This is a genomic window from Polaribacter sp. YIW18 (assembly GCF_057219325.1).
The window spans coordinates 106,586-123,509 of the sequence record NZ_JBXVVE010000006.1; the positions used below are offsets into that span (position 1 = coordinate 106,586).

The 16,924-nt window shown below is 30.4% G+C and carries 11 protein-coding genes, 1 tRNA gene and 1 pseudogene; 5 read left to right on the plus strand and 8 right to left on the minus strand.

The genetic code is table 11. The features are described from left to right. The 8 genes from AC2D6T_RS08055 to AC2D6T_RS08090 form a co-directional block, all read right to left on the minus strand. Positions 1-3,516, minus strand: a complete 3,516-nt coding sequence (locus tag AC2D6T_RS08055; RefSeq protein ID WP_484681130.1) for an Ig-like domain-containing protein — start codon at positions 3,514-3,516, stop codon at positions 1-3. A gap of 2 nt (positions 3,517-3,518) precedes the next feature. After that, positions 3,519-7,691, minus strand: a complete 4,173-nt coding sequence (locus tag AC2D6T_RS08060) for a S8 family serine peptidase (RefSeq protein WP_484681131.1) — start codon at positions 7,689-7,691, stop codon at positions 3,519-3,521. Between the two features lie 538 nt (positions 7,692-8,229). Then, positions 8,230-8,754, minus strand: coding sequence for a hypothetical protein (locus AC2D6T_RS08065; RefSeq protein ID WP_484681132.1), 525 nt, complete (start codon positions 8,752-8,754; stop codon positions 8,230-8,232). 522 nt (positions 8,755-9,276) lie between these two features. Further along, positions 9,277-10,242 carry a DUF6371 domain-containing protein gene (locus tag AC2D6T_RS08070; RefSeq protein ID WP_484681133.1) on the minus strand — a complete coding sequence of 322 codons (966 nt, stop codon included), beginning with the start codon at positions 10,240-10,242 and terminating at the stop codon, positions 9,277-9,279. Between the two features lie 60 nt (positions 10,243-10,302). Beyond that, positions 10,303-11,376, minus strand: a complete 1,074-nt coding sequence (locus AC2D6T_RS08075) for an AAA family ATPase (RefSeq protein WP_484681134.1) — start codon at positions 11,374-11,376, stop codon at positions 10,303-10,305. Beyond that, positions 11,376-11,636, minus strand: coding sequence for a helix-turn-helix domain-containing protein (locus tag AC2D6T_RS08080; RefSeq protein ID WP_484681135.1), 261 nt, complete (start codon positions 11,634-11,636; stop codon positions 11,376-11,378). Before AC2D6T_RS08080 ends, AC2D6T_RS08075 begins: the two co-directional genes overlap by 1 nt. 66 nt (positions 11,637-11,702) lie before the next feature. Next, complete coding sequence (locus AC2D6T_RS08085; RefSeq protein WP_484681136.1) at positions 11,703-12,506, minus strand: hypothetical protein; 804 nt, start codon at positions 12,504-12,506, stop codon at positions 11,703-11,705. Positions 12,507-12,508: 2 nt separating this feature from the next. After that, a complete protein-coding gene (locus AC2D6T_RS08090; protein WP_484681137.1) occupies positions 12,509-13,786 on the minus strand; it encodes a phage integrase SAM-like domain-containing protein in 1,278 nt (425 codons plus the stop codon). A gap of 509 nt (positions 13,787-14,295) precedes the next feature. Here AC2D6T_RS08090 and AC2D6T_RS08095 point away from each other — a divergent pair. From AC2D6T_RS08095 to AC2D6T_RS08115, 5 genes and pseudogenes are all read left to right on the plus strand, one after another. Further along, positions 14,296-15,072 (plus strand): alpha/beta hydrolase, encoded by a 777-nt coding sequence (locus tag AC2D6T_RS08095; RefSeq protein ID WP_484681138.1) that lies wholly within the window; start codon positions 14,296-14,298, stop codon positions 15,070-15,072. Between the two features lie 53 nt (positions 15,073-15,125). Further along, positions 15,126-15,581, plus strand: a complete 456-nt coding sequence (locus tag AC2D6T_RS08100; protein WP_484681139.1) for an aspartyl protease family protein — start codon at positions 15,126-15,128, stop codon at positions 15,579-15,581. Positions 15,582-15,596: 15 nt separating this feature from the next. Continuing rightward, the gene (locus tag AC2D6T_RS08105; protein WP_438989825.1) at positions 15,597-16,049 is read left to right on the plus strand and encodes a GatB/YqeY domain-containing protein; all 453 of its coding nucleotides are present in this window, start codon (positions 15,597-15,599) and stop codon (positions 16,047-16,049) included. 56 nt (positions 16,050-16,105) lie between these two features. Next, positions 16,106-16,179 (plus strand) — tRNA-Arg (locus AC2D6T_RS08110). 308 nt (positions 16,180-16,487) lie between these two features. Then, positions 16,488-16,902, plus strand: a pseudogene (locus AC2D6T_RS08115) (CBS domain-containing protein). Positions 16,903-16,924 lie beyond the last annotated feature (22 nt).

Here is a 16,924-nt window from a genome sequence, read left to right on the forward strand (position 1 = left end):
TTAGTCTACAAGTATTTTTTTGGTGTACACACCGTTTTCTGTCTGTACTTTTAGGATGTAAGCTCCCTTCTTTAAACCAACCGTAGATAGTGTTTCTTTTTGTGTAGGTTTTTGTATTTTCTGTGATACTACTTTTACCCCTAAAACACTGTAAAGCATAAATTCTGCAGGTTGTGAGAGCTGCTGCAACCCCTCTACTGTAATGTAAGTATTTCCTGTTCCTTTATAGGCGGTTACTAAAGAACTACTGTTCCCTATGTCTGTGGAAAGGGTGCTTGTCGTAAAGTGAATAAAAAACCTTCCCATACCACTTAAAATAGTTTTTGCTGTAAGCTCAAAACTTTCATTTATAAGAAGTGTAAACGTGTTTGCTACAGTGTCTTCTAGATAAACATTTATGTCCTCTGGAATCGTACTAGTTGCTATTTGAATTTTAAGAGCAATCCCAGCTTCTTGATTTATTGTTAGAGGTACAATTGCATTGCTCAAGGCATTTGTAGGCATTGCATTGATATCCATACTTACCCCATTGTCTTGTTCTATAAGACGTGAGCTTATGCCTGTTGTCTGATTGAAAGCTCCTGCATCATAGCCAGGGTCCAAGCTTAAAGTCAATCCTTCTTTAAAATAGAATTTAGTATCGTCTTCTTTAACACCATCACTATACAGGTCTAACACCAACTCATAACTCGTAGCAGATTTTGCAGCTACAAAATCATCGGTTCCAGTAACCGTTTGCATGGCTTTGGTAAACGAAATTGTTTTGTCCTCTCCACTACCTACAGCTGCTATAAAAAAGCCTTGACCAGGTGCAATGTAAGTAGGTGAACTTGTATTGTTGTAAATAGCGTATCCTGTACCATCTGCCTTCCAGCCATAAATAGCTTCAAAATTATCGTCTATTGCTGCTGTATTAATTGTTAAAAAATTATCGGTTGGATCTGCATTAGAGTTTCCATTAAGATACGATGGAAATGGATTGGCAATTAAATTCCAACGTCTTCCTGCCCCTGAGTTTGCTGCATTGTTGTTCACTATGGTAACACTTTGGTCTCCGCTAGCAATAGCACCGGTAAAAGAAAGCGTACCACCACTTGTAGTTGCCATTTGATACCCTTGCCCTAACGCTAAATTACCTGTGGTTGAATTGGTAGCATTTGTCCAGGTATCTGTAGCATTATCATAAGAACCTATTGCATAAAAACTACCGTTTGTTGCAATATTGTTATCGGTGATTATATTACTAAATGCCATACCAGAGACTGGTGCACCAATTAAATCCCACTCACCTATACCTACAGTATTTACATAACGATTGTAGGTGATGTTACCTGACGAAGTGCCACTAACCAATAATGATGAAAACTCATCTGAATCGGATTGTAAAGTTATTAAACCACTATTAATAAAATCATTAGACAGTGTTAAAGAAGCACCTTTTTCAATTATTAATGAAGCATTATTCTCTAAAATTAAACTAGATAAATAAACATCTGTTGTTGAAGAAATAACAGGGTAATTTGAGATGCCGTTTGGTATTAGTACATTTGCTGTTACCGGTATTACAGCACTAGTGTTCCAATTGCTAGTATCATTCCAATTAGTATTTGTTAAACCTGTCCAAGTTAGTTTATCTGTTAAGTGAATTACGCCTATTTCTAACATTTCCGAAGCCACGTTTTGATTATTAGTATTTGATAGAGTAACGGACGATATAGTAAACGTATAATCGCCTAGAGCTGTTGTATTCTCTACAAAAAATGGTAATGTTAAAATATTATTAGAATTAGCAGGTATTATTTGGTTACTTAATGTATAAATCAAAAACCTATAATTTCTATCTCCTAGATCGTAACTTGTAATTTCAAAATTATCTAATACATTACTTTTATTTATATTATCTGTATTAAAAACAAAGCCTTCAGGAATATTTAAATCAAATTGAATTCCCTTAATATCTTCATAGTTTGATATATTTAACTTAACATTATTATTTTCATTTATCAAAAAGGTGGTTTCTTCAAAAACCAAATAATTAGGTGAGAATACATCTGCTGTTATATTGACTATATTTTGAACATCAGCAGCATTATGACGTATATATATTGAACTAGAAAATGATCCAGTATTTATAGGAGTAAAAGCTATATTTTTTTCTAAAGATTGGTTAGGAGTAATTGTTAATGGTGTTGTTATATCGCTAGTAATTGTATTAGAATTATAAATAATTTCATCAATAATTAGATCTGAATTACCACTATTTTTTAATGTTATCTCAGATAATTGATTTGAGTTTATAGGAATTCTACCTAAATTAATGTTAGAATCTGAATTAGATATAAATAAAAGCGGAGCATTTATAGTTAAACTACCTTCGTAAGAGTTAGATATAATATTCTCTTGCTCTGTGTTAGATATAATTTCTCCGGATGTTGAAATTGAATAAGTTCCAGAGTTTACACTTGGAGTTAATTTAAATAAAAATATATCACCTGAATTGCCAGTAAAATTTGTTTTTGTTTCTGAGTATGCTATTACTCTAAGTGTATTAGAGTTAATCATTGAGGCTATAATGTTGTGATCAGTTTCCCTTCCAACTAATGCTATTGAATTTGCTTCATAAATGATACCTGATGGAATATTGATATCAAGTTGAAATCCATTAAATGGCTCCATATTATTTATACTTACTGGAATTGATATGGATGTATTTATTGCACCACTATTTGAGCCAATATGAATTTCATTTACTGCATATATATTTGCGATAATTGTTGTTTGCTGAAGAGCTCTTAATGGGTCTGTATCATTCGTATTAAAAATTATAGATTTACTTATATTTTGTTTTGAAGATGTATTTACTTCAATTGGAATAGATGTATTTTGCCCAGGAAGAATACTTATTGGGAAGGTTGTATTTATTAAAAAGGGAGATTCTAACGTATAACCTGAGATTTCTAAAACTGTATTTCCTGTATTTGATATAGTAACATTTTTTAAGCTAGTACTTTGCATAGGAACATCTCCAAAACTAATACTAGTAGTTTCTAAATTATATCTAGGTCCATTAATAGTTATTTGACCGCTTGTACTAGATGAACTTAAAGAATTACTTTCAGAATCAGATAAAGTGATATTTGTTATTTGTATTATATAGGTATCTGGTTCATTTTTACTTTTTAGATTTAAAGTTAATATTTTACCTATACCCGATGTAATTGATGTATTGTTGTTTGAAAAACCAATTACTCTAATAGTATTATCATCTATATTTCTTATGTTTAAAGAGTGTGAACTTGCACGCGAACTTAAACTACTACCTGTTGATAAATCTATTGCATCACTATCATAAATTATATCGAATTGAAAAGCTGCTACCGCGTCTGTATTTTCAAAATCTATATCGAATGTAAAATCCGTATTTATATCTGTATTTACAGAAGAAGGTTTAATCACATTTTGAGCAAAAAAAATCTGAACAATAAAAATGTTTAATAATAAGATTATTTTTTTCATTCTTATTCTATAATTAACTTTTTATTAGAAATATATTTGATTTTTTCATTTTTGTAAGCGCTTACAGCAAGGATATAACTGCCTGAACTTAAGTTATTCAACTGTAATGTGTTTTTTGTTCTCCCAAGAGCTGAAGATGTTTTTTGTACCAAAACTCTTCTTCCTTGAAGGTCATAAACTGAGACAGTAACTAGATCCATCTGCTCAGGTAAGTAATAAGTTATGTTAACTAATTCTCGAGAAGGGTTTGGGTACATCTCTAAAATGTTTAATTTACTATCTTGGAAAGGAGCTTCTATGTCTAATAAGTTTTCTTTATTTAATATTGGATTTAATTTTTCTCCTTTAACAGTACCAACAACTGCCTTTGTTATATCAAATTCGCTTTCTTGATTATTTCTTGTTAATATTTTAGTTTTCTTATTGGCTATTGTCTTGTTATCAAAGCTATAAAACATAACTATCTTAGAATTATCTTGATTATAATCTAAACGTTCTATTTTTGATATATTTTCTGATTCTGTAAAATTAAAACCTTTGTCAAAGGCTAACTGTATACCTCCAATATTAAAATCAGAATGTACATATAAATCATTTCCTTCCCATGTAAAAATAGCATCACCAACAGCACTGTTCTTGTAGTATTGACGTGTTTTTTTGAAAGATTTTGAGCTAGAAGGATTTAAAATAATATCAATAGTACCTACAATATCTAAAACATTGATAATTTGATCATTATTAATGTCTGCTGCTTTAAATATAAATGGGCTGGGGTTTAGTCCTATTATGTAATCTATACTTTGAACCAGATCTAATACACTTACAGAAGAATCACCATTAGAATCTCCTAATGTAGAGGTTAAAGGAGCAGTAGATACTACACTAGAAAAATCTGTTTCCTCTAGGCTTGTTCTTAGAATTTTATATTTGTAAAAATAAGTTTGTTCTTCCTCTACATTATAATCTGTAAAATTAATACCAGAAGTGCTATCATCACTATCTTCGATTATAAGAGTATCATTAATTTTAGAAACTTCCGTTTCATTGCCATTTTCATCTATTTGGTAACGGTACATATTATAACCAAGAACATCATCTATATCTGTTGTAGGAGGTGCAGTCCATTCCAGAGTTATTTCTCCAAGACCAGGTGTTGCAAACCAACCAATTGAGGCAGAACCTGCAGACTGTATTAACATATTAAATCGATGATCCTCGACAGGAATCTTAAAATAATCTAAATCTTGAGCGTCTTGTACACGAATTCTGTTAATACCATCAGCTGCACCAATACCAACATTATGAGTTACAGTATAAATTTTGCCATCAGAAGACCATGTGCCAGTTTCTGTAATTGTTTTTTGAACGTAAGGGATTGTAACTCCATAGGTGATTTTAGGTGGAATTGAAGTATCCATGGCTCTATTAAAATACACCTTAAACTCATGAGCACCTACCCCAATAGGATCCATTAATTCATATTCGTCTTGTGCATCTTTACCATTTACTAAAACCTTCCAGACAATACCATGTGCTAATTCGTTAGGAACTGTTGCTATCTGCCCAAGATCAAGTAAGCTTTCGTAATCCCCATCAGATAAGAGATCTGTAACTTTAGTTCTTACTATGTCTGTATCAGAAGAACCTAAATAAGATAAAACAGGAAATGACGTTCCAATACTACCATATCTTGGTACAGAGAGAAGCCAATCATTATTAAATATATTAAGACCTGCCAACTGTGTTGAATGCGAAGCGCTTGCTATTACAACTCCTATTTTTCTTCCAGAATTTCCTGAACCATATACTGTATTTGTAACATTTGTATGCGTAATATTTGTCATGTATTGTGAAGAGCCTATGTTAGTCCCATAGCTCATTTCATCAAAATTAACTTTTGTGAAAGTACAATTTGTTGATAAACTAAACAGGTACCACACTTTAGAATCTGAAATTAAAACATCAGCTACTTGAAGGTTTTTTGCATTTGAAAATAATTTTTGAGCAACCACCCCACTAATGTCAGTAAAACTTATAGATTTATTACCATCACCTCCCAGACTAAGACCCTTCCAAGATAAATTTTCATTAATAAAGGTTACTCTAGCATCTTTAGTTCCATTGCAAATTAAAGTAGAATTATCTAAAAAATTCATCCCTTTACCATCCGAGAATTTGATAATTGTACCAGGTTCCATGGTTACTGATGCGTCAGCATTAAAAACTACATTATCTACAATTAAATATTCTTTACTTGCTAGAAATGTATAATCGTTTGAAATAATACCAGATAAAAGTATAGAGTTTTTAACATTAATAATAAATTCAGTTTCATTACTTATGAAATCTTTATTTGGTCCTGACCAAGTAGTTAAAACAAAACGTATGTTTACATTATTAGCAATATTTTCAGAAAGAGTTATTTTTATGGTTTCTTGTAAATCCTGAAGAGTTGCATAAGCACTGATACTTCCTATTGAGATTTCACCGTTTGTAATGGTCGCTTTTGTTTGATCTTCATATTGTGCAAATTCGATACCAACTCTTACATCTTCAGAAGGACCCCAATAATTTCTTATGAGTGGTAGTATTTCAATCGTTTCACCTGGCTCTAAAATACCATTACCATTTTGCCCAGAAATGGTATCTCTTGTAGACGCTGACAAAACTGCTAATTGAGGAGTAGGGTCTACATTAATTGCTTCATAAAAGTCGACAGAACCACCTGCTCCTGTACTTGTATTAATTAAGTTTCCAAATATTAATTCTTTACTATCATTTGGGTTTTTCTCTAAATAAAGTGCCATTCCACCAGCAACTAATGGAGTTGCCATTGATGTTCCTGTTAAATTACCATAACCTCCACCTGGGAGGGTACTTAAAATTCCTGATCCTGGAGCTTTCACCTCATAATTTAAAAGATTTGCGTATGATGTAGATACCGGTCCATCTTGGTCGTAATTATCATAATCTCCAGCACTGTCCTCAACACCTAAAACATAGCTGTAAGCACCAGGATATAATGGAGCACTTTCAGTTTTGTCTGGACATTTACCTGGACCAATACATTTCCCGTCATTTCCAGCAGCAGCCACAAGGAGTGATGTAGCGTAGGCATTTTCTAAAGCCGCTTGCATAGTAACTGATTCACCATAACCCCCGATACTCATATTAATAATAGTTGCACCATTATTTGCAGCATATTCAATTCCTTCTGCAATATCTAATGCATTACCTGTTCCGTTGGATTGCATTACTTTTATATGCATTAACTTTACATTCCATGCGGCTCCTCGAATACCTAATGAATTATTTCCAACAGCACCAATTATACCAGCAACATGCGTTCCATGGGCATTATCATCTAAGGGTGTATTGTCTTCATTAATAAAGTCCCATCCTCTAATGTCGTCAACGTAACCATTTCCATCATCATCAAAACCTTCAATACCATTAAGTTCTGCTTCGTTAATCCAAGTATTTGCTTCTAGGTCTGGATGTGTGTAGTCACCTCCTGTATCTATTACAGCAACAATTTGAGAACCATCACCTGTTGTACCATTATTACTATCATTCCAAACATCGTCGATATTTGTTGTGGTAATAGCATATTGCTCACTATATAAGGGGTCGTTAACATCTGCAAAAGAGTTAGTGTTTAGTTTGTCAGCTTCCTCAGATGAAATAAAATCACCTATCTCAAAATCATCAATCTTATATGTGTAATTAGGTTCTACATATTCAACATTAGGGTTATTTTTAATCTGATTTATAAGTTCTAAGATATTTTCGTTATGATTTTTTGTTTTTAAAATAAAAATATTCTTCATACTTACAGGCTCTTTAGGAATAAAACCATTTTTAGAATTAACAGAGCTTTTGGCTATATTTTTTGCTTTTATTTTTTTCTTATTCAGTATACTTGTTTCAATAGTCTTTTTATGAAACAACATTCTAGTATTACTTATCTTACTTTCAATACCAAGTAAAGCACCTATATTTAAATTAGATTTCCCTTCTCCTGCTTTAGAATAATTAACTTTTGCATCAAAATTATCCTTTAATTTTACAATTATATTTCCAGGAATAAAATCAGCAATAGATTTTCTTTTTGATGTTACCTGTCCATTAACAATACTTGTTACAAAGACTATTAATAAAAGTGTTTTTTTCATAATAATTGGTGATTTGAAATAAATAGATAGATCTTTTTTTGGGTTTAATTTAAATTTTTAAAAATTATTTATAAACCTAAAATTAAACTCACCAATAAATAAATTAAAAAAGGTAAAATAAGTTATGTACTAATAAAACTAAAATTCATTACACATAATTAATGCCATTTATTATTATTTATAATTAAACTTAATGTAGTTTATTGAATATTATCTTATATTAATTTAATTAAATAGTAAATAAAAGTTATAAGATTTATCTTCTATCGATATTACTTTTAATAAAAAATTAGGTTCTGTCGTATATAATGTAAGAAAAAATCAATTTTTTATATTTACAATAAAAAAGATGTTTAAAGGTCACTGTTTTCCTAAAGCAATTATATTAAAAGAAATGGGTGTTTGTATGCAAGGACTGCCTACTAAAAGTCAAAGCCAATAACAATGCCTATAGATACGGGGGCACTTGGAAGTGAGGATTTTCGTAAGTAGGCGAGAACCAGCCATTAATTATATACGTTGTTACCTGCAGTTTTTTCTAATTATTCTCTTTCAATGTTCTTAAACTCCATTTAACTGCATAATAAATATATCTCAAAAGGAATGTTATTGAAAAAAATATTAAAGCTATTTTAAATAAAAAATTATTATTCACATTATAATAAAATGAATTTTCAATCCTTTGAATTTCTTTCTCAATTAGTAAAACTTTTTTTGATACTTCAGTTTCACTTTCTATAGCGATTGCAGGAACGAATTTCTCAAATTCAGATAAAGACGAGAATGCACCATCCTTTATTTTTAAATAGCAATCTTTTATAGAATTCTTTTCTACGTAATTAACAAAATCTTCCTTTGAATTAAATTCTCCTTCTTTTACTAAATCATAAAGGTAGAGAGTTGTTGCTGATATTCTGAATTTTGAAATTTCAAGTTGTACTACTTTTGAATTAGAATATTGCGATAATGATTTAAATAAAAATCCAACAATAATTACAAAAATTAATGTACTAACAAAAATCAAAAATTCCCGAGCAATAATTTTTTTACGTTTGTTTTTCATTCTAATTTTAATGTTTTTGCTTACACCTAACTAGTACCTATATGGAAAGTAGCGTCTTTAAAGAAGTATCTCTGATAGGTATTCAATTTTTGTATAAAAATAAATAAATTTCTTTAATAATAACTCCCTGAGCTATTTTTTATATGGGCTTTTGTGTTTAGTATTTTCCATAATTTATCATATAAGTAGTTTCGAGGATCTTCTAAAAGATATCATCACTGACAAGCTTTCTAAAAATTCACCTGAAAATACGGAGTCTCGAAGACGCTACAATAGAACGTTTTTCAATTCAGTTTTTCACTTAAATATGTTTTATATGCGTTCTATAGGGAACGTCTTTCAGTGAAAGAATAGTCAAGTCTCACATAAAGGGAAGTTATTAGTTTTTGTAAGAAAACACCTAAATATTTTGAACCAATCATTGTTACACTATAATTAAACCTTTTAGATATTAATATACAGTTACTTATATAAGAATGTTTAAGTATGTTTTGTTTAGTAAGTGAATGGTTGGGAGGGGTGCTACTCATGATCTCTAAGCTTTTTTCCATATTTATCATGTAAATCAAAGGTTTTAACCAATTTTTTAAATGTTGGATTAATTTCAATAAGTTTATGAAACTTTACCTCTTCATCGGTGTAGCTTATTGTATCTTTAATATCCGCTAAATCAGCACCCTTGTCAGCCTCTGTCTCTTCCATTATTTTAGAGACCTGAATATTAAAGCCATCCTTATTACAAGCATTAGCTACCTCAAGCCACTTATCATAACAACCCTTATCTGGAAATGCTTTAACCACCAAACCTTTTAGAGGCTCAAGAAGTTTTTTACTAAAATTACTCAACGACCCTGTAGCTAACCAAACAATATCAGGTCTATTTACCGAGAATAAAACAGCGGTTTTCTCACTCTCCACAATCGCTACTTTAGTCACGCCCTTTGTAACTAGATGAAGCCCAAAGAGACATTGTCTAAGCTCAAAATTAGGGGCATTTATAAGCTTATGAGCCCAAGTAATTCCGTTTGACCTCTTTCCAGTTTCACTATTATAATTCATCACTTTACCAGTTCTAACCTTGCCGTATTTATCTATCTGCCAAAAGACTACAGAACCTCCAAATTTTTTAGAGGTTCCTAATCTATACCTTTCAATAAGCCAGTCAACAGTTTTGTCATCAAAATTCAACTTTAGGAACTTTATAAAAGGGTTTATCGTATAACTAGACATACTTTTTGTAACCATTTCAGTATCAATAAAAGAAGGTTTTTTTATCGGTGGTGGTTTGAACTCTAATGAACTCAAAGTACTTGAACCTTTAGGGTAACTGAAATAACCACACTCTACTTCACGATCACAACGACCATAAATTTCATCAGCTAACCGATTCGTTTCATTATCGATATAACGAACAAACCTAATCTTATTACAAGATGGACACCTGTATTTCTTTGATGTTTCATCTAGTCTATATCTATAATTTTTCATGCGCTCATCTATTTATCAGTTTAAGTCCCTATATATAGGGACTAAACTTATGAGTTAATATTATTTGTTTAACTTGAATGGTTTACGTGACATTTCTTGAGATATGATTCCTTTATTTTTTAAATCAACAATGATATCATCAATCTTATTGAGACCTAGACCTTTTCGATCTCCAAACTTGATTTTAAGTTGATTTTGGAATCCTTTTTTCAAATCACCTCTCATAATCTCTTCTTTATCTTTGAAGCATTCTATTAAAATATCCTTAAACGTATCATCGTCTATGTTATTAAGATTAAATGAGTTCTCCGCGTTAATTGAAGTATCATAATCTGAAATAATAGTTGGATTACCGTCTTTGATTTCAAAGGCGAAAGGTTCAAACGGTTTGTTTCTACAGCTAAAAGGTTTTACAACAGATATGTTGGGTAGATTTGGATCAACCTCAATCTGAATCACTGTTTCCGCCTTATTTGAAAGCTCAGTACCGAGGTGTCCTCTAGCCTTGTCGTTAGATGGGTTTTCATGGAGGATTGTTACAATGTGGATGTTATAGTCCTCAGACCATTTTAATAGGTTTGACGCAATTCCACATGACTCACTCTCATCATTAATGGATGTTATAAGATCTCTAATTCCGTCTATGATAACAAGACCTAAGTTAGGGGTTTTTGCAATCAATTCTTGAGTGTAATTTAGACGTTCTGATGGACTTAATGACCGAAACTTATACATATGAAGCTTGCTCGGAGATTTTTCTCCTACAAGGCTACAAATTCGTCTTGCAGCCTTTTGAACATGCCAGTCTGATTGCTCTGTATCAATAAACAAGATGTTTTTTTGTTGATGAGCTACTGGAGATCTGAAAACCTCTGAAAAAACAAAATCATTAAGAGCACTACAAACAGCCATACTCAATAAAAAAGATTTTCTTGATTTTGCTTTACCCTTAATTAAACTGAAATTACCAAGTGTCCCTAGTATTTCATAATCATCAGACCCTGGGTCTTTTATTTCCCAGGCAACCTCCCGAGGAGGTAAAGGGGCTGTAAGGTCTACCTTATGTTTTGAAATGTTATTTTCTAAAATATCATTATCAAGCTCTTGACTAACTAAATTTATAAAACTCTCCATTACTTCTCTAGTTTTATCATTGAACTTTCAATTTCACTAGCCTTGAAGTAAACCCTTCCACCAATCTGATAAGGGTGTAGTATCCCTTTTTTTGTCCAATTGTGAATTGTTGAGAGACTGATCTTAAGCAATTCAGAAACTTCTTCCCTGGTAAGATACTTTTCTGTGAAGGTTGCTTGTTTTAATTCATTTTTTAATTCGCTTACCACTCTAGCAACAAGCTGGTCTTGTGTGGTCTCGAATACATTTGTTTTATGCATTTTGCACTTATTTAAAATTAATAAGAGCAAAGGATTGTTAGGTTAGAATTAGGTTGAACCTAACTTTTATTTCTTAGCTTTTAGAACATGATCGTCAAGGTGTTTTTGAATTTTTTCAACTTGACCCTTATCTTTTAAAGCACTTCCCGATTGATCAGTATATTTATTAAAAATAGGATTGATATAAGGCTGAACTGTTGTAAAGTTAAATCCTGTAAATGATTTTACTGCCTTTGCAATCCTTAAAACAGAGTCTATTTCTGGATGATTGTATAAATAATCCAAGATGCCTAGTTTGTATAATACTATAATTCGTTCTTTAATTTCAAAAGCTCCACTATTATCTTCAATTAAATCATCATCATCTATCAAGGTATTTTTTACAATCTTGTTGATTTGTACTTTGTCATTTTCTAAAAGAATAATGTTGTACTTTTCCTCTTGAGCTCTTTCGACCAGGAACTCATAACGCTTTCTAAGTGATGCTTGAATTTTTTGCATCTTTTCGGAACTAACATAAGGGCGATTAAACAAAAAGACGCCATCCTTGAACTCAGATTCAATGAATGTGATTAATGTGTAGTCTTCATGCTTTGATAAATGTAAAGAGAGTCTTTCTTTGAATGTTTCGAGATAAAGCTCATGTGGGCAGCCATAAAAATACTTTCTCTTTTTAACGTATGAATCGTATTCTTTTTCAAAAGTGGAATGAACAATTTTCAATCTATTATTTATCCAATCTTCTTCAATTTCTCCAGCATCATCTCTTATATAATGCTTTTCATTCGTCCAGACGTGTGCAGACTCATATGCGGCATCATCTCGAAACAACTCTATTTCATAATCTGTTTTTTCAAATAGTACTACCATAGTTATAATTTAATTTTTATTTTCTTGAATTCTCTTGCAGCTTCAACAGCTGTATCCTTAGATGTCTTGCCTATATAGGCTAAGAAAGTTGATTCTTTGACATGTCCTGTTATATTCATTAGTAATGGTGTTCTCATTTTTCCATAAAAATTAGTTGCGAACGACCTTCTACCAATATGTGATGAAATCAGCTCGTATCTAGGATATTCTCCCATAATCTTTCTTTTTCCTTTGCCTGGAATAACTTTTACAACACCTCCGTAAACAATTTCATCAATTCCAGCTAATTTAACAACTTCTTTTACGTAGTCATTATACTTTTGACCCGAGAGCTTTTTTGGAAAATCTCCATTGTATTTTTTCATTATTTCAAGAACTGGATCTAGGAGGGGTATAGTAACACTCTTATCGCCCTTTTTTTTAAAAACATCTATAACCTTAATTCCATCAACTTCTCTTATGTTATCTTTATTAAACTTCATAAAATCGGAGATTCTTTGACCTGTTAAACAGCTAATTAAAAGCCAGTCTCTAATATTATCCAATTTAGGACCAAGTTGATAACTTTCCAAATTGCTAATTAACTCTAACTCATCCATTGTTAGGTAAACAATAGGCATACGCTTAGCTTTCATTTTAATTAGATTATACCTATGACTTAATTGAATACCATGGTGGGCATAAGCGTAGTTACACATTGTTTTTATTGCGCTAAAGTATTTGTTTATTGTGCTTAAAGAGTATTCATTATCAAGTCCATAATCCCGATATACATTATAGAAATCAACGTCAATATCAGAAATTAAGGTGTTATGATTATAAAATTCATTCTCACTTATAAATTGCATTAAAAACTTATATGCAGTATTATATCTAGTATGAGTGGTTTTTTTTATGTTGTTTTCAATTAGTTTTAGATACCTTTCAAAGTACTCTAAGATTTTATCAGATATAACTTCTTTATCATTATTACCGTAATAAGAATCGAGCTGCTTTTGAAGCCAAAGTTTATTGACTAGTTTGGGATTAGAATTATTAAAGGCAGTCAACACATGACTTTCAATATCAATAGTGTCTTTGTCAAACTTAATCTTCTTATTTTTCAATTCAGCATCTTTGATGCGTCTTGAGTTTTGAATTAATTTCCAATCTTCTTTAGTAAAAGTAATTTGAGTTTTAGACTCTATAACATGATCTTTTAAATCATTTCGGAATAATAGTCTAAGTGTGATTGGAGCAATATCTCGTGTAGATCTATATAAAAACTTTACTGTTGGCATTTTTGTACGGTATTTGTACGGTAAAGTTACATTTAATTAGATTATATTGTATCTTTTTACTAGATTTATTTTTATAAATACCTGATAATAAGTGCAAAATGAATTAATGAGATACAAATAGAAACACACTCTTTACTCCCATCTTCAGTACAAAAACCGAGACATATGTCTCGGTTTTTTTATTTAGGTAAAACTTTTTTATCACTAATCGTTTACTCTCTTTAAAAACTATTATTCGTAAGCTAAGATTGTTTTCAAAGTATTTTTTCAAAGTTTGAACTTCGATTTTCTGCGTATACTTTGTCTTATATTTTTAATATCGCCCAGAACGTTTGCAATATTATTCAATGTATATTATATACATCTATAAGAATGAGAAATATGATTATTTATTACATTTCTGTTTTTTCTTGCTTTTAACCAGACTATACTAGCTAGTAAATTTGGTGGTCGAGTTATTATTTAGAATCCTTAAAAATCATTAGTTTCGTTCTAATTAATTTCTACAAATGATTTATTTACTAATATTATTTATAATTACCTTTTGTATTTTGTTTTATTTCTTTCAAGAGCAATTTATTTTTTTAAATGGTAAAAAACTAAACAAAAATTATCAATATCAATTTCTAAATACATTTAACGAATTATTTATTAGAACTAACGATGATACGCTAATTAATGCAGTGCATTTTAAACTAGAAAACCCTAAGGGAATCATTCTTTTTTGTCATGGTAACAAAGGTAATTTAACAAAATGGGGTAACAGAGTTTCTTATCTTTTAGACTACAATTACGAGATAATTATTTTCGATTATAGAAATTATGGCAAAAGCGTTGGTGCTTTTAATGAACAAAAAATGTATCAAGACGCTTTGCAAGTGTATCAATATGTCAACACAATGTATAGTGAAGACAAAATTGTAGTTTACGGTTATTCTATAGGTTGTACTTTTGCTGCTAAAATTGCAGAAAAGTACAAACCCAAACATCTTATTTTAGAATCTCCTTTTTATAGTTTAAAAAAAGCAGTACAAAAGGCCTTTTTTTTAGCACCAACTTTTCTATTAAAATATAAATTTAAAACACATTCCTTTTTTAAAAACATACAAGTACCAATAACCATTTTTCAAGGTAAAAACGATCGTGTTACACCTATTAAAGGCGCAAAAAAACTATTTCAATTAAATAACAATTCAGCAAATAGTTTTATCACTTTAGAAGAAGCTACACATCATAATATTAGAACCTTTAAATTGTACAAACAAAAACTACAAGAAATTTTGTAGGTTGGTATTTTCTAAATCTATTAAATCGTATTTTTGAGATCTTAAAAATTTTTATGAAACGTTTAAAAAAAATCTTAACAAAGAAAAAATACATTAAAATAAAATTAAAAAAAATTGCCACCAACCATTTAGAATTAAAAGCTAAAATTAATGGTGTAAAAGGTCGTTTTATTTTAGATACAGGTGCCTCTAATTCTTGTGTTGGTTTAAAATCGATTGAACACTTTAATTTAGAAACAGAAGAAAGTGATACCAAAGCTGCAGGTGCAGGAGCAACTGATATGGAAACACTAATATCCACAAAAAATCAACTTAAAATAGACAAATGGCAAACCAATACTTTTAATTTGGTTTTGTTTGATTTATCGCACGTAAATACAGCATTAATACAACACAATGCCAAAGAAGTTACAGGTATTATTGGGGCAGATATTTTACAGAAAGGAAAAGCAATAATAGATTATAATAAAAACATTTTATACCTTAAAAAGGTAAATAAAAACAAATAACTAAAACAATAGAATATGAGTTTACAAAAAGAGGTAATGAACAAGATGAAACAAGCTATGAAAGCAAAAGATACAGTTGCTTTACAAGCTTTAAGAGCTGTAAAATCTGCTTTTTTATTAGCCAAAACAGAAACAGGTTCTCAAGAAGAATTAACAGAAGACCAAGAGCTAAAAATTATACAAAAGCAAGTAAAACAACGTAAAGATAGTGCTACCATCTTTTTAAAAGAAGGTCGAGAAGATTTAGCTGCACCTGAATTGGCGGAAATTGCCATTTTAGAACAGTTTTTACCAGAAGCCTTAACAGAAGCCGAAATAGAAGGTGTTGTAATTGCAACCATAGACAATTTAAATGCTTCTGGAATGCAAGATATGGGTAAAGTAATGAAAGTAGTACAAGAGGCGTTAGCAGGACAAGCAGAAGGAAAAATAATTTCTACATTGGTTAGAAAACATTTAATGAAATAATTTTATTACCAAATTGCTATCTTTAGCACAAGTTAAAGGTTATTTAAATTAAAAAAGGCTCCATAGTTCAACTGAATAGAATATCAGATTTCGGCTCTGAGGGTTGCAGGTTTGAATCCTGCTGGAGTCACTTTTTATTCTCAAGAATAATTTTTTATTCTTGGGAATATTTTTTTTGTACTAGATTTTAAATAGTCAAAAATCGAAGTATAAAACATGATTTAAATCTTCAATAAAGTTAGAAGAGTCAACAGTGGAGGTCACTAAATAAGAAAAACTACTATTTAAAATAAAGTTTATCTATATTTTAAATAGTAGTTTTTTTCTACATAATTCTATAGAAAATACCAAAAAAATTGTTGTTTATTACTGATAAAAATCATCTTTTAATTTGATAGTTTTCCTGAAATTTGATTTATAATTCTAAATAAAAAAATCATGAAAAAACGAACACCAATATCATCTATAATGACAACCAAGGTTATAGTTACATGTTTCTGATACTTTAGAAAAAGCAGAAAAACTTTTCAAAAAAAATAAAATTAGGCACATACCTGTAGTTAGAAATAAAGAAATTCTTGGTATGCTTAGCTATACAGATATTTTAAGAATTAGTTTTGCAGATATTTCAGATGATGAAAATAATGTAGACACTTTTGTGTATGATATGTTTACCATTAAACAAGTGATGGCTAAAAATGTAACTGTTGTAGATCCAGATGCTACCATAAAAGAGGTGTCTAAATTGTTGGCAGCAAAAGAATTTCATGCACTACCTGTTGCAAAAAATGGCGAGTTAGTTGGTATTGTAACAACAACCGATTTAATAAAGTTTTTAGTAGAACAATTATAGTTTTTGAGTTAGTAATAGTAGT